The organism is gamma proteobacterium symbiont of Scutellera amethystina (assembly GCF_059730845.1).
In genome coordinates, this window is the sequence record NZ_AP035935.1 from 3,363,486 (window position 1) to 3,388,785 (window position 25,300).

Below are 25,300 nucleotides of genomic sequence, written 5' to 3' on the forward strand. Positions count from 1 at the left end.
ATGGAATTATCGAAACCGCGTATGAAAAAACGTATACCTACCCTGCTGGCTACCATGATTGGTGCAGCGCTTTATAGTCAGCATGCACTGGCCGACGATCTGATGTCGCAGTGTATGCTGGGCGTGCCGAGCTACAACCGTCCGCTGGTCAGTGGCGACGCGAATTCGCTGCCGGTAACCATCAACTCTGACTCAGCAAAAGGGAACTATCCGAACGACGCGGTGTTCACCGGCAATGTTGATGTGCAGCAGGGGAACAGCCGTCTGGTTGCCGACGAGATGCAGCTGCATCAGCGTCAGCAGGACGGACAAACGACGCCGGTGCGTACCGTCGATGCGCTGGGTAATGTGCACTATGACGACAACCAGGTCATCCTGAAAGGTCCGAAAGCCTGGTCCAATCTGAACACCAAAGACACCAACGTGTGGAACGGTAATTATCAGATGGTCGGCCGTCAGGGTCGCGGTGATGCTGACCAGATGAAACTGCGCGGTAATAACCGCTATACCATTCTGGAAAACGGCAGCTTTACCTCCTGTCTGCCAGGTTCCAACAGCTGGAGCGTGGTCGGTTCGGAAGTGATTCAGGACCGTGAAGAAGAAGTGGCGGAGATCTGGAATGCGCGCTTCAAGCTCGGCAACGTGCCGGTATTCTACAGCCCGTATCTGCAGCTGCCGATTGGCGACCGCCGCCGCTCCGGCTTCCTGATCCCCAACGCGAAATACGGCAGCAACAACGGCTTCGAATTCATGCTGCCGTACTACTGGAACATCGCGCCTCAGGCCGATGCCACTATTACGCCGCACTACATGAGCAAGCGCGGTCTGCAGCTGCAGAACGAGTTCCGCTACCTGACGCAGTTTGGTGCCGGCCTGTTAGAGCTGGACTATCTGCCGTCTGACAATCAGTACAACAAAGATAAAGCCGCGCGACCGTCGGTGCAGAACGACAGCAACGACGACCGCTGGCTGTTCTACTGGCGTCACTCCGGCGTCTACGATCAGCACTGGCGCTTCAACGCCGACTACACCAAAGTCAGCGATCCTTATTACTTCAACGACCTGGATTCGAAGTACTACAGCTCGACTGACGGCTACGCCACGCAGAAATTCAGCGTAGGCTACGCTGACACCAACTGGGATGCGACGCTGTCCAGCAAAGACTTCCAGGTGTTTGGTAATACCAGCAGCCAGAACGTGTATCGGGCGATGCCGCAGCTGGATGTCAATCTGTACCAGAACGATATCGGGCCGTTTGACGGTCGCATCTATGCGCAGGCGGTGAAGTTCACTAACGTCAGTAACCGAATGCCGGAAGCGACGCGTTTGCACATCGAGCCAACGCTCAACCTGCCGCTGTCCAACGGCTGGGCCAGTCTGGATACCGAGGCAAAGCTGCTGGCAACGCATTACCAGCAGGATAACGTTAACTACTACAACGAAAATATCGATACCACCCGCACCAATCAGCTGAAAGAGTCAGTCAACCGCACCCTGCCGCAGTTCAAGGTAGATGGTCGCCTGGTATTTGACCGCAATATGGACTGGGCCGAAGGCTACACCCAGACGCTGGAACCGCGCGTGCAGTACCTGTATATCCCGTACCGCAACCAGAGCAACATCTATCCGTACGACTCCACGCTGCTGCAGACCGACTACACCGGCCTGTTCCGCGATCGCACCTACAGTGGCCTCGATCGTATCGCTTCGTCTAACGAAGTGGCGACCGGCGTGACCACGCGTATTTATGATAACGATCTGGTTGAACGTTTTAACGTTTCCGTGGGTCAAATCTACTCGTTTACCCCGTCTCGTACCGGCGTAAACCAGACGAATAAAGAAGATGATACCGGTAGCCTGGTGTGGGCGGGTGATACTTACTGGAAAGTCAGCGATCGCTGGGGCGTACGCGGTGGCCTGCAATACGATACGCGGCTGGACAACGTTTCCCAGGGCAATGCCATTGTGGAATATCGTCGTGATGCCGACCGTATGGTGCAGCTGAGCTACCGCTACAGCAGCCCGGAGTATGTGGCGCAGGCGTTGAATAACCCCAGCTATGTCACTAACCCGATCTACAAAAACGGTATCTCGCAGGTGGGCGCCACGGCAAGCTGGCCGATTGCCGATGCCTGGTCGCTGGTGGGGGGTTACTACTATGACACCCGCAACAGCCGTCCGGCCGAGCAGCTAGTCGGTCTGCAGTACAGCTCCTGCTGCTACGCCATTCGTCTGGGTTACGAACGCAAGATCAACGGTTGGGAAAACAACGACAGCAAGTATGACAACCAAATCTCATTCAACATTGAGCTGCGTGGTCTGAGTTCTAACTATGGCTTAGGCACCAATGAAATGCTGCGTCAGGGCATCATCCCTTATCAGCGCGCTTTCTGATGTTGTGATATTTGACAGGCTATCCCGCAGTGCGGAAACAACAATGGATAAAGTATGAAGAACTGGAGAATGCTGATTCTTGGTGTGGCGATCACCGCTAACACTGCGTTCGCAGCCCCACAGATGGTCGATAAAGTTGCCGCAGTCGTGAACAACGGCGTGGTGCTGGAAAGTGACGTAGACAACATGCTGCGCACGGTGAAGTCACAGGCGCAGCAGGCTGGTCAGCAGCTGCCGGATGACAAAACCCTGCGTCATCAGATCCTTGAACGCCAGGTCATGGACGCCATCATTCTGCAGATGGGCGAAAAAGCCGGTCTGCAGGTGAGCGATCAGCAACTGGATCAGGCGATCCAGAACATCGCCGCGCAGAACCGCATGAGCGTTGATCAGCTGCGCAGCCGTCTGGCCTATGACGGGATGAACTACAACGATTATCGCGCGCAGATCCGCAAAGAGATGCTGATCTCTGAAGTGCGTAACAATGAAGTGCGCCGTCGCGTCACCATTCTGCCGCAGGAAGTGGATACGCTGGCTAAGCAGATTGGCTCGCAGAATACCCAGGGCACCGAACTTAACATCAGTCAGATTCTGCTGCCGCTGCCGGAAAATCCAACTCAGCAGCAGGTTGACGACCAGGAAGCGCTGGCGCGTCAGCTGGTGGGTGAACTGAAAGGCGGTGCCGATTTCGGTAAACTGGCCGTGACCTACTCTGCCGATCCACAGGCGCTGAAAGGCGGCAACATGGGCTGGGGCAAAATTGAAGAGCTGCCAACGCTGTTCTCGCAGGCGCTGAGCAGCGCGAAGAAAGGCGACATCGTCGGCCCGATCCGCTCTGGCGTTGGCTTCCATATCCTGAAAGTGAACGACCTGCGCGGTGAGAGCAAAAACATTTCGGTCACCGAAGTGCATGCCCGCCACATTCTGCTGAAGCCGTCACCGATCCTTACCGACGATCAGGCACGTCAGAAGATTGAACAGATCGCCGCAGACATCAAGAGTGGCAAAACCACCTTCGCCGCTGCCGCGAAACAGTTCTCCGACGATCCGGGTTCCGCGAACCAGGGCGGCGACCTCGGCTGGGCGTCACCGGAAATCTACGATCCGGCGTTCCGTGATGCGCTGCTGAAGCTGCAGAAAGGCCAGGTCAGTGCGCCGGTGCACTCCTCCTTCGGCTGGCACCTGATTCAGCTGCTGGATACCCGCCAGGTGGATAAAACCGATGCCGCGCAGAAAGAGCGCGCGTACCGTCTGCTGTTCAACCGTAAGTTTGCCGAAGAAGCGCAAACCTGGATGCAGGAACAGCGCGCCAGTGCTTACGTGAAGATTCTGGATGGCAATGGTCAGTAATTATCGTGTGGCGATCACGCCCGGCGAACCCGCCGGGATTGGTCCCGATCTCGCCGTTGCGCTGGCTCAGCGTGACTGGCCGGTTGAGCTGGTGGTGTGCGCAGATGGCGACGTGCTGCGCCAGCGCGCGGCTCAACTGGGTTTGCCGCTGACGCTGCGTGACTATCAGCCCGGCGTGGCACCGCAGCCGCAGCAGGCCGGTACGCTGACGCTGCTGCCCATCGCGACGGCGCAGCCGGTGACTGCCGGCGAACTGACGGTCGCCAACGGTCATTACGTACTGGAGACGCTGGCCCGCGCCTGCGACGGCTGCCTCAGCGGCGAGTTTGCCGCGCTGGTGACCGGTCCGGTACACAAAGGCGTGATCAATGACGCCGGCATCCCCTTCACCGGCCACACCGAGTTCTTTGCTGAGCGCGCCGGTGGCGATCGCGTGGTGATGATGCTGGCGACCGAAGCGTTGCGCGTGGCGCTGGCCACCACGCATCTGCCGCTGAAAGATGTCGCGGACGCCATCACCCGTGACAGCCTGCATGAAGTGATCACCATTCTGCATCAGGATTTGCAGCGTAAGTTTGGCATTCCGCAGCCGCATATTTTTGTCTGCGGCCTCAACCCGCATGCTGGCGAAAGCGGTCATATGGGCCGTGAAGAGATCGATACCATCATCCCGGCGCTCGACGAACTGCGCCAGCAGGGCCTGCAGCTCACCGGTCCGTTACCGGCCGATACGCTGTTTCAGCCGAAATATCTGCAGCACGCTGATGCGGTGCTGGCGATGTATCACGACCAGGGCCTGCCGGTGCTAAAATTTCAGGGATTTGGTCGCGCGGTGAATATCACCCTCGGCCTGCCATTTATCCGTACATCTGTTGACCACGGCACCGCGCTGGAACTCGCCGGTCTGGGCAGCGCAGAGCCGGGCAGCTTTATTACGGCGCTTAACCTCGCCATCACTATGATCAAGAGCAGTAATGAATAATCGCGTCCATCAGGGGCACTACGCCCGTAAACGTTTCGGGCAGAACTTCCTGAACGATCAGTACATTATCGACAGCATCGTCTCCGCTATTCATCCGCAAAAGGGTGAAGCCATGGTGGAGATTGGCCCAGGGCTGGGTGCGTTAACCGAGCCGGTGGGCGAGCGTCTTGATGCGCTGACTGTCGTCGAGCTGGACCGCGACCTTGCCGCGCGTTTGCAGACGCACCCGTTCCTCGGTCCTAAGCTGACGATTTATCAGCAGGATGCGATGACCTTCGACTTCTCCGCGCTGTCAAAGGAGCAGGGTCAGCCGTTGCGCGTATTCGGCAACCTGCCGTACAACATCTCGACGCCGCTGATGTTCCACCTTTTCAGCTATACTGGTTCGATTAAAGATATGCACTTCATGCTGCAGAAAGAGGTGGTTAACCGTCTGGTAGCCGGCCCGGGCAGCAAAGCTTACGGGCGTCTCAGCGTGATGGCGCAATATTATTGTCAGGTGATTCCGGTGCTGGAAGTGCCACCACAATCGTTCACCCCGCCACCGAAAGTGGATTCGGCGGTAGTGCGTCTGGTGCCCTTTACCCAGCCACCGTATCCGGTCAGCGATGTGCGTTTACTGAGCCGTATCACCACCGAAGCGTTTGGTCAGCGACGCAAAACCCTGCGTAACAGCCTGGGACACCTGTTCACGGCCGGTGCGCTGGATGAACTCAACATCGACGCCTCGCTGCGGGCAGAAAATGTCACCGTGGCGCAGTATTGCCAGCTGGCAAACTGGCTGGGCAATCATCAGGCTGAATCTGCGGAGAACTGAGTGCATGAGTGAACTGGCCCGCGTTTGTGTTCAGGTACTGAGTCAGTATGTGGAATCGCAATCCTCTCCCGATGAGGATCGCTACGTGTTTGCCTACACCATCACTATTCGTAATCTCGGGCGCAACAGCGTGCAGCTGCGCAGCCGCTACTGGCTGATCACCAATGGCAACGGGCGCGAGACCGAAGTGCAGGGTGAAGGCGTGGTCGGTGAGCAGCCGCATATCGCGCCCGGCAATGAGTTTCAGTACACCAGCGGTGCGGTTCTGGAAACGCCGATGGGCACCATGCAGGGACACTATGTGATGATCGACGAAGAAGGCGAGACCTTCCACGTGGAGATTCCGGTGTTCCGCCTCGCGGTGCAAACCCACATTCACTAATTCCTCCTCCGCCCGGCCAGTCCGGGCGGCGCGTTTTCATCGGACTGACTTAATGAGTACATACCTGATTGGCGATATTCACGGCTGTTATGACGAATTACGTGCGCTGCTGGCGCAGGTCAATTTTGATGCGCAGCAGGACGAGCTCTGGCTGACCGGCGACCTGGTGGCGCGCGGTCCGGGTTCGCTTGAGGTACTGCGCTACGTCAGGTCGCTCGGAGACTGTGTGCGCATAGTGCTGGGCAACCATGACCTGCATTTGCTGGCAGTGTATGCCGGTATCAGCCGTAACAAGCCCAAGGATCGCCTGACGCCCCTGCTGGAAGCGGACGATGCCGACGAGCTGATTAACTGGCTGCGGCGCCAGCCGCTGCTGCAGGTGGATGAAGAGAAAAAGCTGCTGATGGCGCATGCTGGTATTACGCCGCAGTGGGATCTGGAGACGGCACAGCAGTGCGCGCGCGAAGTTGAGGCGGTCTTGTCCAGCGACAGCTATCCGCTGTTTCTCGATGCCATGTATGGCGACATGCCGAACAACTGGACACCGGAACTGAGCGGACTGGCGCGCCTGCGTTTCAGCACCAATGCGCTGACGCGCATGCGCTTCTGTTTCCCTAATGGTCAGCTCGATATGATCTGCAAAGAGGCGCCCGCCTCAGCGCCGCCGCCGCTGAAACCGTGGTTTCAGGTGCCCGGCAAAATCAGCAGCGATTATACGCAAATCTTTGGTCACTGGGCTTCGCTGGAAGGAAAAGGCACGCCAGAGCATGTGATCGGGCTCGACACCGGCTGCTGCTGGGGCGGAACGCTGACCCTGCTGCACTGGGAGAGCGGCCAGTATTACACCCAGGTCTCGAACCGTGATCAGGCCATGGCGGAAAGCGCGGTGAATGCACCCTCCCCCCTGAGCGATATGCAGTAAACAAAAAGCCCCGCGATGTTAGCGGGGCTTTTTTTCGGTCGCCATAAATGGCGACCCTACAAAGACAATCTGTACCGTGACAGCCATCAACCTGATATCGCACAGGTTTATCGCGTCATAAACAGCGATTAATCCCTGTCGTTGTAGGGTGCGCATTCATGCGCACCTGGCCACTCTCAACGGCGGCGATCCAGAATCTCAAAGCAGTAACTGTGCGAATTCTGCGCATCGGCATCGTGGAACTCACTGAACGTCGACTGCCACTCGTCCGGCTCGTAATCCGGGAACTGGGTGTCGCCTTCCACTTCCGCATCGATATGCGTCAGATAGAGACGATCGGCGCGCGCCAGCATCTGCGCATAAATCCGGCCACCGCCAATCACCATGATCTCTTCTGCCTCACCCGCTGCGGCAATCGCTTCTTCCGGCGACGTCACCCAGGTCACGCCGTCATGGTTGCCGGGCTGGCTGCTGACCACAATATTCAGGCGTCCCGGTAACGGGCGACCAATCGATTCAAAGGTCAGACGGCCCATAATCACCGGTTTGTTCAGCGTGTTGCGCTTGAACCACGCGAGGTCGGCAGGCAGGTGCCATGGCATGGCGTTTTCCATGCCAATAATACGATCTGCTGCCAGTGCCGCGATCAAACTAATCATGTTAAAAGACCTACAGGAAAAAAATTGGCGCAATGATACGTAAAGGTGAAACTTTCGTCGATAGGACGACCGTGCTATTTACGTAAAGCCCGCTTGGCTCGGCGTTTTGTCTGAGCGACAGAGTTTTACTCCGGCTTTGCGGCCGTTAGCGGAAAGAGCCGCCAGAATTCGCGGTGAAGGCGCTACAACTCAGGGTGATGCTCCGCGCTGACCGCGTGCTGTGTAAAGAAAAGCGCACTGTGCCCGCCCCAAAAAAACGGCTCCCGCAGGAGCCGTTGATTTATGCATCAGAAATCGTAGCGCAGGCGCACCAGATTAACGTTGCCCAGTGATTTATCGGTACTGGAGGTGATCACGTACTCGTAGTCAACGCGGAAACCGTAGTCGAGCTGCGCGCTGACGCCCACGCCGTTATCGATACGCTTGTAGTTACGTCCGTTGACGAACTCCAGGCGATCGCCCATGAAGTAAGGCTGGATGCTCTTCACAGCATACTGGCCGATCGGGAATTTATAACCGGCGAAGTATTCAACGCCCCACGCATCATCCGCGAAGTAGTTGTTGACGGTGTTGCGTTTGGTTGGCGAGAAGTTCTGATACCAGCCCGCACCGGCCGACAGCGTCCAGTTGTCCGGCGTCCAGCTCAGCGCGGTGCCGTAGATATTCTGGTCGTAACGCTTGCTGTCGCCATTGCCCGGATTGCGAATATCCGCGCGGGTGTAGTTCCACGCGGTGCCCCACGCCAGATCTTTGGTGATGTGATAATTCACACCCAGCGAACCGCCACCCTTACGCTTGTAGCGCAGGCCGTTGCCCGGCAGATAATCGTCATCTTCAAACAGATAAGCAGCATAGACATCCGCATCGCCAAAGGTGTTTTTATACTTCAGCATCTTGCGCGAGCGGTAAGATCCGTCGTAGTCACCGTTGATGCCGTTGCCCGGTGCCTGGGCCAGCATATCGTAGTCCCAGATATCGGTTTTAGCGCCGACGACATCGTAATAAACGCTGTTCTGCTGGCCAAAATAGAGCTCGCCCAGCGATGCGCTTTTGAAACCGGTATACAGCTGGCGACGCGTGGTGTTGTGGGCACCGTCCGCATAGTGGTTATCCCAGCCCCACCATGCCGGGAAGTTAACGCCCAGCTCGTAGTAACCCACCCAGCTGACATCGTCAAACAGGTAGTAGTTGGCGCTGAAGCGGAAACGTGAACCGCCGTCGTAGCCGTTACGCTTATACGATTTATCGTTAACCCCGTTCTGATGCAGATACTGCGGACGAATACTGCCGCCCACTTTGAAATCAAGACGGCTAAGCGGATCGCCGGCCTGCGGATCCTGCTTCAGCAGGGTGATTTCCGCCTGACTGGCGAGAGGTGCAGCAACAAGTAACGCAGCCACTGCGCTGAGAGTGAAAGCACGCATTTTCATTTTTATATCCCGTAAAGGTGAGCGCTCTATGATTGAGCAGCGGAATAGTACGGCGCGCTTAGCGGAGAGGTATTTATAATTTTGTGCGGATACGCCTGAATGTAACTGGTTTCGCATCAACTGATAAAAATCATGTCAAATCAATAGATTTGTAACGTATAACCTTATGCAGCACAGGCAAAACAGGCAAAAAAAACGGCCCGCGCGGGGCCGTTTAGTCACAGAGCAGGCGGTTTAGCCTTTGATCTGCGCGTGCATTTCCTGTACCGAAATCACTTTTTCGGTCGGATCCGCATTCAGCGCCATCGCGGTAGCAAAACCACCGTTCAGCGTGGTGTCGTAATGCACTTTGTACTGCAGTGCGCTGCGGCGAATCAGTTTCGAATCCTCAATCGCCTGACGTCCTGCGGTGGTGTTGACAATGTAGGTGTACTCACCGTTCTTCAGGCGATCCTGAATGTGCGGACGCCCTTCGTGCACCTTGTTCACCAGGCGCGGATTGATGCCGGCTTCACCCAGCACCACGGCGGTACCGTGCGTCGCATCCAGCTCGAAGCCAAACTTCTGCAGCTTCGCGGCCAGGTCAACAATACGTTTCTTGTCGCCTTCACGCACCGACAGCAGCGCACGCCCCTGCTTCTTCATATTGCTCTGCGCGCCCAGCATAGCTTTGCTGAATGCTTCCGCGAAGGTGCGGCCCACGCCCATCACTTCACCGGTCGAACGCATTTCCGGACCAAGAATCGGGTCCACGCCCGGGAATTTGTTGAACGGCAGCACCACTTCTTTCACCGAGTAGTACGGCGGAATCACCTCTTCGGTCACGCCCTGTTCAGCCAGGGTTTTACCAGCCATCACGCGCGCAGCCACTTTCGCCAGCGGCACGCCGGTGGCTTTGGAGACAAACGGCACGGTACGCGCGGCACGTGGGTTCACCTCAATCAGGTAAACTTCGTTGTCCTTGACCGCAAACTGCACGTTCATCAGGCCACGTACGTTGAGTTCGAACGCCAGCTTTTCCACCTGCTGGCGCATCACGTTCTGAATCTCAGTGCTCAGGGTGTACGCTGGCAGCGAACAGGCTGAGTCACCGGAGTGCACGCCCGCCTGCTCGATGTGTTCCATGATGCCGCCAATCAGCACGCGTTCGCCGTCGCAAATCGCATCGACGTCCACTTCCACCGCGTCATCAAGGAAGCGATCCAGCAGCACTGGCGCATCGTTGGACACGGACACCGCAGTCTGGAAGTAGCGCTTAAGATCCACTTCGTCATAGACGATTTCCATCGCCCGGCCGCCCAGCACATAAGAAGGACGCACCACCAGCGGATAGCCAATCCCTGCGGCTTTCTCGACCGCCTGTTCCAGCGTCGCCACCGTGGCGTTAGCCGGCTGTTTCAGTTTCAGGCGATCCACCGCCTGCTGGAAACGCTCACGGTCTTCGGCGCGGTCAATGGCATCCGGGCTGGTACCAATCACCGGCACGCCAGCCGCTTCCAGCGCGCGCGCCAGCTTCAGCGGCGTCTGACCACCGTACTGCACGATAACGCCTTTTGGCTGCTCGATGCGCACGATCTCCAGCACGTCTTCCAGCGTTACCGGCTCGAAGTAGAGACGGTCTGAGGTGTCGTAATCGGTTGACACGGTTTCCGGGTTACAGTTGACCATAATGGTTTCGTAACCGTCTTCACGCAGCGCCAGCGCCGCATGCACGCAGCAGTAATCGAACTCAATGCCCTGGCCGATACGGTTTGGCCCGCCGCCCAGGATCATGATTTTGTCGCGATCCTGATTAGGATTGGCTTCGCACTCTTCTTCATAGGTGGAGTACATGTAGGCGGTGTCCGTGGCGAACTCTGCCGCACAGGTGTCCACGCGCTTGTAAACCGGATGCAGGTTGAACTGATGACGCAGCTTGCGGATTTCACTCTCCGCCACGCCCGCCAGCGTTGCCAGACGCACATCGGCAAAGCCTTTACGCTTCAGCGCACGCAGGAAATCCGCGCTCAGCGAGTTGACACCTTCGCGCGCCACCTGCTCTTCCAGGCGCACCAGTTCTTCAATCTGCACCAGGAACCAGCGGTCAACGTTGGTCAGGTTGAACACGCCGTCCACTGACATGCCGGCACGGAACGCATCAGCGATATACCAGATGCGGTCAGAGCCGGCATCTTTCAGCTCGCGGCGGATACGGGTCAGGGCTTCACCATCATCCAGATCCACTTTCGGGTCGAAGCCGCTGGCGCCCACTTCCAGACCGCGCAGCGCTTTCTGCATCGACTCCTGGAACGTGCGGCCAATCGCCATCACTTCACCGACTGATTTCATCTGCGTGGTCAGACGGTCATTGGCACCGGCAAACTTCTCGAAGTTGAAGCGGGGAATCTTGGTGACGACGTAGTCGATGGACGGCTCGAACGAGGCCGGCGTACGGCCACCGGTGATGTCGTTCATCAGTTCATCGAGGGTGAAGCCCACCGCCAGCTTGGCCGCGACTTTGGCAATCGGGAAGCCGGTCGCTTTCGAGGCCAGCGCTGAGGAGCGCGACACACGCGGGTTCATCTCAATGACGATCAGGCGGCCATCTTTCGGGTTCACCGAGAACTGGACGTTGGAACCGCCGGTTTCGACACCGATTTCACGCAGTACCGCCAGCGAGGCGTTACGCATGATTTGATACTCTTTATCGGTCAGCGTTTGGGCTGGCGCCACGGTGATGGAGTCACCGGTGTGAATCCCCATGGCGTCAAAGTTTTCGATCGAGCAGACGATGATGCAGTTGTCGTTTTTATCACGCACTACTTCCATCTCGTACTCTTTCCAGCCAATCAGCGACTCATCAATCAGCAGCTCATTGGTTGGCGACAGATCGAGGCCGCGCTCGCAAATCTCTTCAAACTCTTCGCGGTTGTAAGCGATACCGCCACCGGTGCCGCCCATGGTAAACGACGGACGAATGATGCACGGGAAACCGACCTCTTCCGCTACTGCCAGCGCTTCTTCCATGGTGTGCGCGATACCGGAACGTGCGGTATCCAGGCCGATGCTCTTCATCGCTACGTCGAAGCGGCGACGGTCTTCGGCTTTATCAATCGCATCGGCGGTGGCACCAATCATGGTCACGCCAAACTCAGCCAGCACACCCTGGCGCTCCAGCTCCAGCGCACAGTTCAGCGCGGTCTGGCCACCCATGGTCGGCAGCACCGCATCCGGGCGCTCTTTTTCAATGATTTTACGCACCACTTCCCAGTGGATGGGCTCGATGTAGGTCGCATCCGCCATTTCCGGGTCGGTCATGATGGTGGCCGGGTTAGAGTTCACCAGAATGACGCGGTATCCCTCTTCACGCAGCGCTTTACACGCCTGCGCACCTGAATAGTCGAATTCACATGCCTGGCCAATCACAATCGGGCCAGCGCCAAGGATCAGGATAGATTTTATGTCAGTACGTTTTGGCATCGTGGGCTCCTGATTACTTCGCGTTAGAACGGTAAGCTTCGATCAGTTCGATAAAGTGATCGAACAGCGGCGCCGCATCGTGCGGGCCTGGGCTGGCTTCCGGATGTCCCTGGAAGCTGAACGCCGGTTTGTCGGTGCGGTGAATGCCCTGTACGGTCTGGTCAAACAGGGAAACATGGGTCACACGCAGGTTAGCCGGCAGGTTGGTTTCATCGACGGCAAAACCGTGGTTCTGCGCGGTGATCATCACGGTGTTGTTATCGAGATCTTTCACCGGATGGTTGCCACCGTGATGGCCAAGCTTCATCTTCACGGTTTTCGCACCGCTGGCCAGTGCCAGCAGCTGATGGCCAAGACAGATACCAAACACCGGAATGTCGGTTTTCAGGAAAGCCTGAATCGCGCTGATGGCGTAGTCGCACGGCTCCGGGTCGCCAGGGCCATTTGACAGGAAAATCCCGTCCGGATTCAGCGCCAGCACCTCATCTGCCGGCGTTTGCGCCGGGACAACCGTCAGGCGGCAGCCGCGATCCACCAGCATGCGCAGAATGTTGCGCTTGGCGCCGTAGTCATAAGCCACCACGTGGAACGGCAGCGCGTCAGCGCTTTGCTGCTCGGGCAGGCCGCCTTTTAGCGCCCAGCTCCCCTGCTGCCACGCATAGGTTTCCGCCGTGGTCACTTCTTTCGCCAGGTCCATGCCTTTCAGGCCCGGGAACGCCTGGGCTTTCTGCAGCGCCAGCGCCGCATCCGGACTGTCGCCGGCGATGATGCAGCCGTTCAGCGCCCCTTTCTCACGCAGCAGGCGCGTCAGTTTGCGCGTATCGATATCGGCGATACCGACAATATTGTTGCGCTGCAGATAGGCTGACAGGCTCTCTTCGCTGCGGAAGTTGCTGGTAATCAGCGGCAGATCGCGGATGACGAGTCCCTGAGCATGGATTTGACTGGATTCTTCATCAGCGGCATTGGCACCAACGTTGCCGATATGAGGATAAGTGAGGGTGACGATCTGGCGGGAATAGGAAGGATCAGTGAGGATTTCTTGATAACCGGTCATTGACGTATTGAAAACGACCTCCCCCACTGCCGATCCCGTTGCCCCGATGGCCCGACCGTGGAATTGGGTTCCGTCTTCCAGAACCAAGAGCGCTGACTTAATCAAAACATCCTCCAGGGAATAAACAGTCACAATATCTGCATATTAATTCAAAATGATGCGCTGAATCAATGCAAAAACCGCCTGACCGCTCGATTTTTGGCAAATTGCGCGCATTCTAATGATCGACCTGGTGATTGTCTACCCTGAGCGGTTATTTTTTTGTATATTTCGGGCTACTGAATGTTAAAAGTGAAGCAAGGCGACAAAATAGTGAGAGATCTCCGATAAATAATCGGTTGCCTGACGCAATTAATGGCAAAACACCGTCTGACTGCGTAAATTTTTGACCAAATGGTCAAAAAAAGCCACTCAACATGAAAAAACGTGCAGATAAATCACAAAAATAACCATCATAAACAAAAATGACACTCAGCTTGCCATTTTACAGACAAAATAAAGGGCAATGAAAACATTGCCCTATTCAATCAATATCTTACCGATTGAAATAACCACATCACGATGGTTCACAACACTCACAACATCGATAAATCCAGCACATCACGCATATCATAAAGGCCGGATTTTTTATCTTTCAACCATGCGGCGGCTTTAACGGCCCCATTGGCGAAGGTCATGCGGCTGGAAGCCTTGTGCGTAATCTCTACGCGCTCGCCGATATCCGCAAACATCGCGGTGTGCTCACCGACAATATCGCCCGCGCGCACGGTGGCAAAGCCGATAGTTTGCGCCTTGCGCTCGCCGGTATGGCCTTCGCGCGCGTAAACCGCGTGCTCATCCAGCTTCCAGTGCATGGCGTCAGCAATCGCCTCTCCCATCGCCAGCGCCGTGCCTGATGGCGCATCCACTTTATGGCGGTGATGCGCTTCCACAATCTCGATATCCGCATAGTCGCCCATCACTTTTGCCGCCTGCTGTAACAGGTTAAGCACCAGATTGACGCCGACGCTGAAGTTCGCGGCAAACACGATGCCAATCTCTTCAGCCGCTTCACGGATGGCTGCCTTACCGGCTTCATCAAAACCGGTGGTGCCAATCACCATCGCTTTTTGATGCTGACGGCAGAACGCCAGATATTCCAGCGTGCCTTCCGGACGGGTGAAATCGATCAGCACATCGAAATCATTCACCACCTGCCGCAGATCGTCGGTCACCCGTACGCCGGTTTTGCCGATTCCCGCCAGTTCACCGGCATCCGCGCCCAGCAGCGAGGAACCGCTGCGCACCAGCGCCGCGCCTAACACCACGCCTTCCGCCTGCTGTGCGGCCTGAATCAGATTGCGTCCCATGCGACCCGGCGCACCAACAATAGCAATGCGGATTTCACTCATATTTATTCATTCCTGATACAAAACTATGCATGCAAAGCGTAAACAGGTTAACGGTCAGATAACAGTCACGCCACAATAATAACGGGATAATAAGAATTTTAGGCCAGCCGCGATAGATTATCAGTAAAAGCAATCCCGCCCGCTGGAAGTCACGGCTGAGGTGACAAAGGATAAAGAAAAGGCCGAACATTGTCGGCCTGTTTCTGTCAGCAAATTGAAGTGCTTACTGCACGTTGCGTACGTCGACGCGCAGCTCTTTCGGCACTTCAAACACGATATTCTCTTCACGGCCAATCAGCTCGATCGCCGCTTCGCCGCCCAGCTCACGCAGGCGCTGAATCACCTGCTGCACCAGAATATCCGGAGCCGAAGCGCCGGCGGTAACGCCGATACACTGCACGCCTTTGACCCACTCTTCCTGAATATCATCGGCAGAATCAATCAGCTTCGCCAGCTTGCCGGCACGCTGCGCCAGCTCCGCCAGACGATTCGAGTTGGAGGAGTTTTTCGAGCCCACCACCAGAACCACCTCGGCATCCTGCGCCAGCACGCGCACCGCTTCCTGGCGGTTGGTGGTGGCGTAGCAGATATCATCCTTACGCGGTCCGATGATTGCCGGGAAGCGCTGACGCAGCGCATCGATCACGTCCGAGGTATCATCCACCGACAGCGTAGTCTGCGTCATAAAGCACAGGTTGTTTTCATCTTTTACCTGCAGCTTAAACACATCCTCTGGCGACTCCACCAGATACATACCGCCGTTCGGGTTGCTGTACTGGCCCATGGTACCTTCCACTTCCGGATGGCCGGCGTGGCCGATGAGAATCGCTTCCACGCCTTTACGGCTGGCACGCGCCACTTCCATATGCACCTTGGTCACCAGCGGACAGGTGGCGTCAAACAGCATAGTGAGGCTGCGCGCTTTCGCTTCGGCCCGCACGGCCTGGGAAACGCCATGTGCCGAGAAAATCAGGATGGCGTTGTCCGGAACTTCACTGATCTCTTCAATGAAGATCGCACCGCGCTCGCGCAGACTGCTGACCACATAGCGGTTATGCACCACTTCATGACGCACGTAGATCGGCGCGCCATACATCTCCAGCGCCCGCTCGACAATGCTGATGGCGCGGTCGACGCCTGCACAGAAACCGCGTGGGTTAGCTAACAGGATTTGCATCGCTGGCCTCCAGCACCGGATCGATCTCCAGCACTTCAATCTCGAATTTAATGCGCTGACCCGCCAGCGGATGGTTGAAATCAACGGTAATCGAGTCACCGGAAATTTCACGAATCACGCCCGGCATTTCGCTGCCGCCCATGCCGCTGAACAGCATGATGGCACCGACTTCCGGCTCGCCCGCGTCGATGAAATCACGGCGCGAGAAGTACTGGATCAGATCCGGGCTGGCAGCGCCAAAGGCGTCTTCCGGCTCCAGCGTAAAGGCGTGCTGATCGCCCACTTTACGTCCGACCAGCTCCTGCTCCAGCGCCGCCGACAGGCTGCCATCTCCCAGACGGAACAGCGCAGGCTTGCCGTTGGCGCGCGTGGATTCAGCCGTCGAGCCATCCTCCAGCTTCAGTGTAAAATGCACCAGCAGCGCGCTGTCGCGCTGAACGATGTCTGTCATCTGTTACCCTTATTTATTCGTGACCTGTTTGCCTTTCGGGCTGAGAAAGCCCTCCAGCACCACCAGCGCCGCACCGATGCAGATACCGCAATCGGCAATGTTAAACGTGGCGAAGTGCCAGTCACCGACATAGAAGTCGATAAAGTCGACCACAAAGCCGTGCCAGGCACGATCAAACAGGTTACCCAGCGCCCCGCCGATAATCAGCGCGTAGGCAATGTTGGTTAATTTATTGCTGGCGCGATTGCGATACATCATCACCAGCAGCGACACCACAATGGCGATGGCGATACCGGCAAAGAACCAGCGCTGCCAGCCACCTTTGTCTGCCAGGAAGCTGAACGCCGCGCCGTAGTTGTGCGCGTAGAACAGGTTCAGGAACGGCATTAGCGGCTGGGTTTCATGCAGCATCATGTTGTTCATGACCCACTGCTTGCTGGCAAAATCGACCACGATCACCACCAGCACCAGCCATACCCAGCGCAGTCCGGTTGAGCACAGTTTACTCATCAGGCAAATTTCCGCACTTCACCGTTTCCGGCTACGTTGGTGTAGCAACGTCCACACACCGCAGCATGCTCCGGATTCTGGCCGACGTCAGTAGTGTAATGCCAGCAGCGCGGGCATTTCTCGCCTTCTGCTTTATGCAGCGCGATTTTCAGACCTTTTAACAGTTCGCTCTGCTGCGCTTCGTCGCTGGCCGTCACGTAATCCGCCACGGTCGCGCCCGAAGTCAGCAGCACGAAACGCAGCTCATCGCCCAGCGCCTGCAGCTTCGCCGCCAGTTCCGGATCGGCGTACAGCGTGACGGTGGCTTCGAGTGCGCCGCCGATGCGCTTGTCGCTGCGCGCCTGCTCGATCACCTTGTTCACTTCACCGCGCACTTTCAGCAGTTCTGCCCAGTAAGCATCATTCAGCGCTTCATCCTGCGCCAGACCAAACAGGCCCTGATACCACTCTTCGGTGAACACGTACTGTGGACGCTCGCCAGGCAGATAGCCCCAGATCTCATCCGCGGTGAACGACATGATCGGCGCCATCCAGCGCACCAGCGCTTCAGCGATATGCCACAGCGCGGTCTGGCAGCTGCGACGCGCCAGACTGTCGCCCTTCGCGGTGTACTGACGATCTTTGATCACGTCGAGGTAGAACGAGCCCATCTCGATGGAGCAGAAGTGCATCAGACGCTGCACCACTTCGTGGAAATCGTAGTTCTCGTACGACTGCACAATATCCTGCTGTGCCGCCAGCGCACGGCCTACGGCCCAGCGATCCACCACTACCATCTCTTCCGGGCTGACGCAGTCGGTCGCCGGGTTGAAGCCTGCAAGGTTGGCCAGCAGGAAGCGCGCAGTGTTACGGATACGGCGATAGCTGTCGGCGGCCCGTTTCAGGATTTCGTCGGATACTGCCATCTCACCGGAGTAGTCGGTTGAGGCCACCCACAGACGCAGAATATCCGCGCCCAGCTTGTCCATCACATCCTGCGGTGCCACGGTGTTGCCGATTGATTTCGACATTTTGCGGCCCTGACCGTCGACGGTGAAGCCGTGGGTCAGTACCTGACGGTAAGGCGCTTTGCCTTTCATCGCCGTGGAGATCATCAGCGACGACATGAACCAGCCGCGATGCTGATCCGATCCTTCCAGATACATATCCGGTGCGTGCCCGTCAAATTCCGGACGCGCATCCACCACCGAGAAGCTGGTCGATCCGGAGTCAAACCAGACGTCGAGAGTATCCGGCACTTTGACGTAGTGATCGGCGTCATCGCCCATCAGATCGCGCGGATCGAGATCCCACCACGCCTGAATACCGTCCTGCTCGACGCGCTGCGCCACTTTCTCCATCAGCTCCAGCGTATCCGGGTGCAGCTGCTCGCTCTCTTTATGGACGAACAGCGCCATCGGCACGCCCCAGGTGCGCTGACGCGAGATGCACCAGTCCGGACGGTTAGCGACCATCGCTTCGATACGCGCCTGGCCCCAGTCCGGGATCCACTGCACGCCTTTGATCTCTTTCAGCGACTGCGCACGCAGGCCTTTCTGATCCATACTGATAAACCACTGCGGCGTAGCCCGGAAGATGATCGGCGTTTTATGACGCCAGCAGTGCGGATAGCTGTGCAGCAGTTTTTCCACGTGCAGCAGCGCGCCTTTCTCCTGCAGCAGCGCAACGATCATGTCGTTGGCTTTAAATACGTTAACGCCATCCAGGGTTGGATAGGTGCCCGGCAGATACGCGCCGTCCGGCCCGACCGGGTTAGCGGTTTCGATGCCGTACTTCTGGCCGATCACATAGTCATCCGGACCGTGGCCTGGCGCGGTGTGCACCGCACCGGTACCGGCGTCCAGCGTGACGTGCTCGCCCAGCACCACTTTCGACTGGATCTGCTCAAGGAACGGATGCTGGAACAGCTGCAGCTCCAGCGCGGCGCCTTTGCACTCGCCCAGCACCTGCCACTCACTGATGCCTGCGCGTTTCAACACCGATTCCACCAGATCTTTCGCGAGGATCAGGCTGCGGCCGGCAATCTGCACCAGCTGGTAGTCGAATTCCGGATGCAGCGAGATGGCGCGGTTTGCCGGCATGGTCCACGGCGTGGTGGTCCAGATAACCAGTGAAACCGGGCCTTCTGACGTTGCAACGCCAAACTTCGCGCGTACCGCATCGGCATCCAGCGCGTTAAACATCACGTCGATAGAAGGTGAAGTTTTGTCGTAATACTCCACTTCCGCTTCCGCCAGCGCGGAACGGCAGTCCATGCACCAGTGCACCGGCTTGGCGCCTTTGTGCAGATGACCATTACCGATGATCTTGCCCAGCGCGCGAATGATGTTGGCTTCGGTCTGGAAATTCATGGTCAGATAAGGACGATCCCAGTCGCCGAGCACGCCAAGGCGGATGAAGTCCTTCTTCTGGCCTTTAACCTGCTCCGCCGCGTAGTTGCGGCAGGCTGCGCGGAATTCAGCTGCGCTGACTTTCTCGCCCGGCTTGCCAATCATCTGCTCAACTTTGTGCTCAATCGGTAAGCCGTGGCAGTCCCAGCCGGGAACATACGGCGAGTCAAAGCCCGCCATGCCTTTCGACTTAACGATAATATCTTTCAGAATCTTGTTAACTGAGTGACCAATATGAATGCTGCCGTTCGCATACGGAGGGCCATCATGCAGGATAAAGGTTTTTTTCCCTTTTTTGGCTGCGCGGATGATGCCGTACAGGTTGTCATCATACCAACGTTGCAGCATTCCCGGTTCGCGTTTGGCCAGATCGCCACGCATCGGGAACCCCGTTTCCGGCAAATTCAGGGTAGATTTATAGTCACTCATCAGATTCTCGGTTCCGTATTTCGGTCATTAAACCGGTGTTTTTAGCCCAAAAAATTGGCGGGCCGTCACCACATCTTTCGCAATTTGTTCTTTCAGCGCGTCCAGCGAAGCGAAACGCTGTTCGTCGCGAATCTTCTGCTTCAGCACCACCTCAATGTGGCGCCCATAAAGATTCATATGTGTGTCGAGCAGGTGAACTTCAAGCTGCTGACGCAGACCTTTTACCGTCGGGCGCGTACCAATGTTTGCCACGCCGGGAATCGGCTGCTCGCCCAGCCCCAGCACTTCTACCGCAAAGACACCTTTTACCGGCGTCACGGTGCGACGAAGCGGGAGATTGGCGGTCGGGAAACCAATGGTGCGTCCCAGTGCATCACCGTGCACTACGCGGCCAGAAATACTGAACGGATGACCGAGCAGCTGCTGCGCCTGAGCAAAATCGTCCTGCGCCAGCGCCTGACGTACCGCCGTACTGCTGATACGTTTGCCGCCATCACAATAGGTCTGGGTGCTGATGACCTCAAAGCCATACTCCGCACCGGCTTTCTGTAATAACAGGAAATCCCCCTGGCGACCAGCGCCAAAGCGGAAATCATCCCCCACTGCGAGGAATTTCACATTGAGCTTGTCGACCAGCAGTTCGCTGATAAAGCTTTGTGCTGAGTGTGCCGCAAAACGACGATCGAAGCGCACGCACACCACGGCGTCAACGCCCGCCAGTGCGAGGTATTTGAGCTTTTCACGCAGACGCGTCAGGCGCGCCGGCGCTTTGTCGCCGGCAAACAGCTCCAGCGGCTGTGGCTCAAACAGCATCACCACCACCGGCAGGTTGCGTTTACGTCCTTCGGCAATTAACTCCGCCATCAGCGCCTGGTGGCCGCGATGCACGCCGTCAAAATTACCAATGGTCAGGACGCAGCCGCGATGCTGCTCTTTCAGATTGTAAATACCGCGGATAAACTTCATGGCTGACTCAAACCGGTGGAAATCGGCGGATTATACCCTTGAATAGCGTTCAGGTTAACCCGTCTGCGTGCCTTTCCTGCGCCTGATTCAGCGTCAGGCGCCCGCTGGCTGGCGGCTCCGGCCCCATCACAACAATTTTGTTGCGAAATACTGTATTCAGCGCGGTGTTGCTGGTAGAATCTTGCGCCATCAATTACGTAAGCGGGTGTCGTGGTTAAAACGACGCTTTATTGCACAAATCCATTGACAAAAGAAGGCGCAAAAGGCATAGTCCTCGGCCTTTGATTTGTCCATATAGAACACATTTGGGAGTTGGACCTTGGCTAATATCAAATCAGCTAAGAAACGCGCCGTAACATCTGAGAAACGTCGCAAGCATAACGCGAGCAATCGTTCTATGATGCGTACTTTCATCAAGAAAGTATACGCGGCTATCGCAACCGGCGACAAAGCTGCTGCGCAGAACGCATTCAACGAAATGCAACCAATCGTGGACCGTCAGGCTGCTAAAGGTCTGATCCACAAAAACAAAGCTGCACGTCATAAAGCAAACCTGACTGCTCAGATCAACAAACTGGCTTAATCGCCGTCTGTTTATCGCTTTGTTAAAAGAACCGGCGCTTCGCCGGTTTTTTTATGCCTGCGATCCGTGGCTGAACAGCGCGCTGAAGTCGCGATGGCAAATGCTCTGCACCGCCGGATGCTGAATCATGCGCCCGGCAAAAATAACGTGATACTCCTCCATCACCGTCTCCAGCCTGCCGATCTCGCGCACGCTATCGTCACGATAGACATCATCCCCGTACAGCGTCGGTGCGACAAAGATCGCATTGTTCTGCGCGCCAAACGCCTTCATCAGCGCCGCATCATCAAATTCACCGAGAATATCAACCTGTAATCCCTGGCTGTGGATCCAGTTCAGCAGCTTGCGCCCCAGCATCGAGCGCCGGCCGGGCAACAGCAGGCGCCGCTGCTCCAGACAGTCCGGAAACGGCAGCTCAGGCAGTGGCGCATTACACCAGAAGCTAACCGGACATTCGCCGAGCTTGACCGAAAACAGCCCGGCCTGCTGGGTTGAATCTATCGGGCAGTCGGAGAGGATCATATCCAGCTTGTGCTGGCTGAGCTGCTCCAGCAGCATTTCATGCGTTGATTCAAAGCAGCGCAGCTGAATTTTCTCGCCGGCCATCACCACCGTTTCCAGCACCTTGCTCACCAGCTGTTTTGACAGCGCATCCGCCACGCCAACATCAAACAGCAGATGCGACTCCTTGCGGTAGTTAACGATATCGAGCATTTCCTGGCTGAGCATAAACATGCGATCGGCATAGCGGAACACCAGCTGCCCCAGCTCGGTGGGCACCAGGCCGCGCCCCTGACGGCGAAACAGCACGCCATCCAGCTGCTCTTCCAGCGCTTTGATCTGGCCGGTTACGGTCTGCGGCGTGAGGCACAGCACTTCAGCGGCGCGCACCACCGAACCGGTTTTGCACACCTGCCAGAAGTAGTAGAGATGATTAAAATTGAGCTGATTCATACCATAAAGGAGGCTTGCGCCTCTCCTTATTAGCGCAGTTTGATGCGCAGCAGCGTATAACCTATCACCGCCGACAGCAGTGAACCGCTAAGAATGCCCAGCTTCGAGAACGTCACCAGCTGTTCATGCGCGGCGTCAAACGCCAGCGAACTGATGAAGATCGACATGGTAAAGCCGATACCGCACAGCACGCCGATTGCCATAATGTCGCGAATGGTGGTGCTGCCTGGCAACGCCGCCAGCCGCAGCTTCACCGCCAGCCAGCAGAACAGCGTGATACCTAACGGTTTACCAATCAGCAGACCGAGGATAATACCAAGCGGCTCCGGCGACAGCACATCGCCAAAGGTAATGCCGCTGAGCGAGATGCCGGCATTGGCGAACGCGAACAGCGGCAGGATCAGCCAGTTCACCCACGGCATCAGGCCGTGCGCCAGGTGCTCAGCCGGTGAGTGTCCCTCTTTCTCCTCCAGCGGCACAAAGAAGCCCACCACCACGCCCGCCAGCGTGGCATGCACGCCGGACTTCAGTACCGCGGTCCACAGCACCACGCCCACCAGCATATACACCGCGATGTTGCGCACGCCGCAACGATTGAGGATCGCCAGCAGCACGATAGCGCCGCCCGCCACGCTCAGCGACAACACTGACAGATCGCTGGTATAGAACAGCGCAATAATCACGATGGCACCGAGGTCATCAATGATCGCCAGCGCCATCAGGAACACTTTCAGCGCCGCCGGTACCCGGCTGCCGAGCAGCGCCAGCACGCCGAGCGCAAAGGCGATATCGGTGGCCGTGGGAATTGCCCAGCCGTTGCGGGCAACCTCGTTATCATGATTGAACAGCAGGAAAATGAGCGCCGGCGCAACCATGCCGCCCAGCGCAGCAATCACCGGGAAGATCGCGCGATCGCGACTGGCCAGCTCGCCGCTGATCAGTTCGCGCTTCACTTCGAGGCCTATCAGCAGAAAGAACAGCGCCATCAGCGCATCGTTAATCCACAGCAGCAGGTTTTTGCTGATATCCAGCGCGCCGAAGCGAATCTGTACCGGCTCCGCCAGCAGGTTTTGATAGCCCTGCGCGGTGGCGGCATTATTGGCCAGCACCATCGCCGCCACCGCCGCCAGAATCAGCACCATGCCGTTGCTGGCGTCACTTTCGATAAAGCTTTTCAGCAAGCTTCGAATACTACGGGGTTTGTTCACAACTCCTCCTGAGCAGAGACATTTGGTGGAGAAGTTTAGCCGCTGTAACACCTCGTTAAAAGCAGCTTATGTCTCGTTTATTGCTCGGGATTTTCGAGTTATTCGCCAGGCCGGGCGTATTGCAGCGGAGGGAGAGGCTGAAAGCGGACGGACGCAATACGGCGCTGGTCACTAAGCCAGGCGCGCCATCAGGCCTGATGGTTGGTGCAGGTCAGCAGCGTCACGTCATCGCTATGCTGCTGGGGCAGCGCATTGTCGCCGGCAATCTCGTGCTGGGCGCAATGCGGCTGATGCGGATGCAGGCCGCCTGGCGGTGAGAAAGGCTCAGCCATCTGGGCACTTGCCAGCGCGGAAAACGCCACAAGCGCTGTAGAAAGTAACAACGGTAGAAGTCGCATAATTTTTTGTCTTTTCACTATAACGATCCGGAATGGACCAGGCATGCAGGTGATGATCCAGCCTGAGAGGTGGCAAACAGTGTTTTCCACGGTCAGTCAGGTTTCAGTGAAGGATTTTACGCCACTCAGACGCAGGAATTTATAAAATCGTGCGGTTTATCACAGTTTACCGCACGAAATATGCATTATCCGACCTTAACCGGAATGTAGAACGTGCCCTGCAGCAGATCTGGCGTGCTATAACGCAGGTCCAGCTTGATCAGATCTTTACCCGGACGTCTTGCCACGCCGAGCGCAGGCAGATGGTTGTAATACACCTCTGCGGTAAAGGCATTGATCTCTTCCGGCGCACCGTGCCAGTCGATCTCCGCATACAGTCCGCTTTCACCAGTCCAGTTCTGTACATTGCCGGTCAGCACGTCGGCATACTGGCTCTCCAGCGCCTGAAACAGGCTGATATGCTGCTGATCGCTGGAGTTAACCCCCGGGCTGAACTGGAAACCCAGCCAGCCGCGCTGCACGTGCTGGCCGGCGAAGGCGATGAAATCACGCGTATGCTGCGCCACCACGTGATTGTGATGATCAATGTATTCGCCGAAGCGGCACTCCCACTCAATCACTTCTCCGCACAGCTTCAGCTCCGGCTTCTCTGCCAGGCGCGCACTTACCCACTGCCGCTGGGTTGAGATGCGGCTGTGGAAGTCTTTCATCTGCATCTCAGGGATGCGGCGATAAGCGCCTGGCGTCATGGCGAAGTGGCTTTTAAACACCCGGGTAAAGTTTTGCTGATTATCAAAGCCAAACCGCACGGCGATATCAATAAGCGGCATGCTGGTCAGGCGCAGCGCCATGGCAGCGAGCGTCAGGCGACGTTTGCGCGTGTACGAGGCCAGCGTCTGGCCGGTCATCTCTTTGAACATGCGCTGCATGTGCCACTTGGAGTAACCGGATTTCAGGGTAATCAGATCGATGTTGAGCTCGTCGGTCAGATTGGCCTCGATCCAGTCCACCAGATCGTTGATGTACTGTTTTTTCAGATTCAGGCTGAGCATTTTTTTTAATTGAATGGGTTGGGAAAGGCGGTGCTTTTGCGTAATCCGTCACATAAATATAACAAAATCGTATGGATAACGTAAGGAAGAGTAAAGACAGCGAGACGGGAAAAGCATTAATTGCTTAGGTAACTAACCTTTTATCGTCTTAACGGCATCGCATCATTGAGCAGTGATTTGCCTGCGCATAGCGGTGCGCATTAATGCGCCCCCTGTAAATCGTATCCGCAGGGGCGCTATTAATGGCGACCAAATGCTGGTCAATCTGATGGGCCGACACATGATCGGTGCGCATCAATGCGCACCCTGTGAAAATCGTGCATCACCTTGTCAGGTCGC

Annotated in this window: 21 protein-coding genes; 7 read left to right on the forward strand and 14 right to left on the reverse strand. The window is 56.8% G+C overall.

The genetic code is table 11. The features are described from left to right. Nucleotides 1-21: 21 nt before the first annotated feature. Genes lptD through apaH form a run of 6 tightly spaced genes read left to right on the forward strand, consistent with a single transcriptional unit; the run spans nt 22 to nt 6,847 of the window. Nucleotides 22-2,394, forward strand: a complete 2,373-nt coding sequence (lptD, locus tag AC6I79_RS15850; RefSeq protein ID WP_230857095.1) for an LPS assembly protein LptD — start codon at nt 22-24, stop codon at nt 2,392-2,394. A gap of 54 nt (nt 2,395-2,448) precedes the next feature. Beyond that, nucleotides 2,449-3,744, forward strand: coding sequence for a peptidylprolyl isomerase SurA (gene surA, locus AC6I79_RS15855; protein WP_031279707.1), 1,296 nt, complete (start codon nt 2,449-2,451; stop codon nt 3,742-3,744). After that, nucleotides 3,734-4,726: a 4-hydroxythreonine-4-phosphate dehydrogenase PdxA gene (gene pdxA / locus AC6I79_RS15860; protein WP_059010320.1), complete on the forward strand. Its 993-nt coding sequence runs from the start codon at nt 3,734-3,736 to the stop codon at nt 4,724-4,726. Before surA ends, pdxA begins: the two co-directional genes overlap by 11 nt. Further along, nucleotides 4,719-5,543, forward strand: a complete 825-nt coding sequence (rsmA, locus tag AC6I79_RS15865) for a 16S rRNA (adenine(1518)-N(6)/adenine(1519)-N(6))-dimethyltransferase RsmA (protein WP_021507587.1) — start codon at nt 4,719-4,721, stop codon at nt 5,541-5,543. The genes pdxA and rsmA overlap by 8 nt, the downstream gene beginning before the upstream one ends. Nucleotides 5,544-5,547: 4 nt before the next feature. Beyond that, the gene (gene apaG, locus AC6I79_RS15870; protein ID WP_021507588.1) at nt 5,548-5,925 is read left to right on the forward strand and encodes a Co2+/Mg2+ efflux facilitator ApaG/CorD; all 378 of its coding nucleotides are present in this window, start codon (nt 5,548-5,550) and stop codon (nt 5,923-5,925) included. A 52-nt stretch (nt 5,926-5,977) separates the two neighbouring features. After that, nucleotides 5,978-6,847, forward strand: a complete 870-nt coding sequence (gene apaH, locus AC6I79_RS15875; protein WP_058780428.1) for a bis(5'-nucleosyl)-tetraphosphatase (symmetrical) ApaH — start codon at nt 5,978-5,980, stop codon at nt 6,845-6,847. Nucleotides 6,848-7,023: 176 nt separating this feature from the next. Here apaH and folA read toward each other — a convergent pair whose 3' ends face one another. The 10 genes from folA to ribF all read right to left on the reverse strand — a co-directional run bounded on the left by folA (nt 7,024) and on the right by ribF (nt 20,766). Next, nucleotides 7,024-7,506, reverse strand: coding sequence for a type 3 dihydrofolate reductase (gene folA, locus AC6I79_RS15880; protein ID WP_031279709.1), 483 nt, complete (start codon nt 7,504-7,506; stop codon nt 7,024-7,026). A gap of 287 nt (nt 7,507-7,793) precedes the next feature. Beyond that, on the reverse strand, nt 7,794-8,936 hold the full coding sequence (locus tag AC6I79_RS15885; RefSeq protein ID WP_058759645.1) for a porin: 1,143 nt from the start codon (nt 8,934-8,936) through the stop codon (nt 7,794-7,796). A gap of 234 nt (nt 8,937-9,170) precedes the next feature. After that, nucleotides 9,171-12,395 carry a carbamoyl-phosphate synthase large subunit gene (gene carB / locus AC6I79_RS15890; RefSeq protein ID WP_021507592.1) on the reverse strand — a complete coding sequence of 1,075 codons (3,225 nt, stop codon included), beginning with the start codon at nt 12,393-12,395 and terminating at the stop codon, nt 9,171-9,173. 13 nt (nt 12,396-12,408) lie between these two features. Further along, on the reverse strand, nt 12,409-13,557 hold the full coding sequence (gene carA / locus AC6I79_RS15895; RefSeq protein ID WP_031279710.1) for a glutamine-hydrolyzing carbamoyl-phosphate synthase small subunit: 1,149 nt from the start codon (nt 13,555-13,557) through the stop codon (nt 12,409-12,411). A gap of 470 nt (nt 13,558-14,027) precedes the next feature. Continuing rightward, nucleotides 14,028-14,843: a 4-hydroxy-tetrahydrodipicolinate reductase gene (dapB, locus tag AC6I79_RS15900; protein WP_498027375.1), complete on the reverse strand. Its 816-nt coding sequence runs from the start codon at nt 14,841-14,843 to the stop codon at nt 14,028-14,030. Nucleotides 14,844-15,066: 223 nt separating this feature from the next. After that, the gene (gene ispH, locus AC6I79_RS15905; protein ID WP_021507596.1) at nt 15,067-16,020 is read right to left on the reverse strand and encodes a 4-hydroxy-3-methylbut-2-enyl diphosphate reductase; all 954 of its coding nucleotides are present in this window, start codon (nt 16,018-16,020) and stop codon (nt 15,067-15,069) included. After that, nucleotides 16,001-16,471, reverse strand: coding sequence for an FKBP-type peptidyl-prolyl cis-trans isomerase (fkpB, locus tag AC6I79_RS15910; RefSeq protein WP_021507597.1), 471 nt, complete (start codon nt 16,469-16,471; stop codon nt 16,001-16,003). The genes ispH and fkpB overlap by 20 nt, the downstream gene beginning before the upstream one ends. Before the next feature lie 9 nt (nt 16,472-16,480). Further along, entirely contained in the window at nt 16,481-16,981 is a 501-nt protein-coding gene (lspA, locus tag AC6I79_RS15915) for a signal peptidase II (RefSeq protein ID WP_021507598.1), read from the reverse strand. After that, on the reverse strand, nt 16,981-19,800 hold the full coding sequence (gene ileS / locus AC6I79_RS15920; protein WP_498027376.1) for an isoleucine--tRNA ligase: 2,820 nt from the start codon (nt 19,798-19,800) through the stop codon (nt 16,981-16,983). The genes lspA and ileS overlap by 1 nt, the downstream gene beginning before the upstream one ends. 27 nt (nt 19,801-19,827) lie before the next feature. Further along, nucleotides 19,828-20,766 carry a bifunctional riboflavin kinase/FAD synthetase gene (gene ribF, locus AC6I79_RS15925; RefSeq protein ID WP_058774845.1) on the reverse strand — a complete coding sequence of 313 codons (939 nt, stop codon included), beginning with the start codon at nt 20,764-20,766 and terminating at the stop codon, nt 19,828-19,830. A gap of 319 nt (nt 20,767-21,085) precedes the next feature. Here ribF and rpsT point away from each other — a divergent pair, with 319 nt between their 5' ends. Continuing rightward, a complete protein-coding gene (gene rpsT / locus AC6I79_RS15930) occupies nt 21,086-21,349 on the forward strand; it encodes a 30S ribosomal protein S20 (RefSeq protein ID WP_013507813.1) in 264 nt (87 codons plus the stop codon). Between the two features lie 51 nt (nt 21,350-21,400). Here the strand turns inward: rpsT and nhaR are convergent, their stop codons facing one another. The 4 genes from nhaR to AC6I79_RS15950 form a co-directional block, all read right to left on the reverse strand. Next, nucleotides 21,401-22,303: a transcriptional activator NhaR gene (gene nhaR, locus AC6I79_RS15935; protein WP_498027377.1), complete on the reverse strand. Its 903-nt coding sequence runs from the start codon at nt 22,301-22,303 to the stop codon at nt 21,401-21,403. Nucleotides 22,304-22,332: 29 nt separating this feature from the next. Then, nucleotides 22,333-23,511 carry a Na+/H+ antiporter NhaA gene (gene nhaA, locus AC6I79_RS15940; RefSeq protein ID WP_031279712.1) on the reverse strand — a complete coding sequence of 393 codons (1,179 nt, stop codon included), beginning with the start codon at nt 23,509-23,511 and terminating at the stop codon, nt 22,333-22,335. Between the two features lie 188 nt (nt 23,512-23,699). Continuing rightward, complete coding sequence (locus tag AC6I79_RS15945) at nt 23,700-23,843, reverse strand: hypothetical protein (protein ID WP_021507604.1); 144 nt, start codon at nt 23,841-23,843, stop codon at nt 23,700-23,702. Nucleotides 23,844-24,094: 251 nt separating this feature from the next. Further along, entirely contained in the window at nt 24,095-24,961 is an 867-nt protein-coding gene (locus AC6I79_RS15950) for a helix-turn-helix domain-containing protein (protein ID WP_058759653.1), read from the reverse strand. Nucleotides 24,962-25,300 lie beyond the last annotated feature (339 nt).

Excerpts from the sequence above, each read along its gene's own strand:
- lptD (WP_230857095.1), top strand. The coding sequence starts at position 22 with ATGAAAAAACGTATACCTACCCTGCTGGCTACCATGATTGGTGCAGCG.
- surA (WP_031279707.1), top strand. The coding sequence starts at position 2,449 with ATGAAGAACTGGAGAATGCTGATTCTTGGTGTGGCGATCACCGCTAAC.
- pdxA (WP_059010320.1), top strand. The coding sequence starts at position 3,734 with ATGGTCAGTAATTATCGTGTGGCGATCACGCCCGGCGAACCCGCCGGG.
- rsmA (WP_021507587.1), top strand. The coding sequence starts at position 4,719 with ATGAATAATCGCGTCCATCAGGGGCACTACGCCCGTAAACGTTTCGGG.
- apaG (WP_021507588.1), top strand. The coding sequence starts at position 5,548 with ATGAGTGAACTGGCCCGCGTTTGTGTTCAGGTACTGAGTCAGTATGTG.
- apaH (WP_058780428.1), top strand. The coding sequence starts at position 5,978 with ATGAGTACATACCTGATTGGCGATATTCACGGCTGTTATGACGAATTA.
- folA (WP_031279709.1), bottom strand. The coding sequence starts at position 7,506 with ATGATTAGTTTGATCGCGGCACTGGCAGCAGATCGTATTATTGGCATG.
- AC6I79_RS15885 (WP_058759645.1), bottom strand. The coding sequence starts at position 8,936 with ATGAAAATGCGTGCTTTCACTCTCAGCGCAGTGGCTGCGTTACTTGTT.
- carB (WP_021507592.1), bottom strand. The coding sequence starts at position 12,395 with ATGCCAAAACGTACTGACATAAAATCTATCCTGATCCTTGGCGCTGGC.
- dapB (WP_498027375.1), bottom strand. The coding sequence starts at position 14,843 with ATGAGTGAAATCCGCATTGCTATTGTTGGTGCGCCGGGTCGCATGGGA.
- ispH (WP_021507596.1), bottom strand. The coding sequence starts at position 16,020 with ATGCAAATCCTGTTAGCTAACCCACGCGGTTTCTGTGCAGGCGTCGAC.
- fkpB (WP_021507597.1), bottom strand. The coding sequence starts at position 16,471 with ATGACAGACATCGTTCAGCGCGACAGCGCGCTGCTGGTGCATTTTACA.
- lspA (WP_021507598.1), bottom strand. The coding sequence starts at position 16,981 with ATGAGTAAACTGTGCTCAACCGGACTGCGCTGGGTATGGCTGGTGCTG.
- ileS (WP_498027376.1), bottom strand. The coding sequence starts at position 19,800 with ATGAGTGACTATAAATCTACCCTGAATTTGCCGGAAACGGGGTTCCCG.
- ribF (WP_058774845.1), bottom strand. The coding sequence starts at position 20,766 with ATGAAGTTTATCCGCGGTATTTACAATCTGAAAGAGCAGCATCGCGGC.
- nhaR (WP_498027377.1), bottom strand. The coding sequence starts at position 22,303 with ATGAATCAGCTCAATTTTAATCATCTCTACTACTTCTGGCAGGTGTGC.
- AC6I79_RS15945 (WP_021507604.1), bottom strand. The coding sequence starts at position 23,843 with ATGGCTGAGCCTTTCTCACCGCCAGGCGGCCTGCATCCGCATCAGCCG.
- AC6I79_RS15950 (WP_058759653.1), bottom strand. The coding sequence starts at position 24,961 with ATGCTCAGCCTGAATCTGAAAAAACAGTACATCAACGATCTGGTGGAC.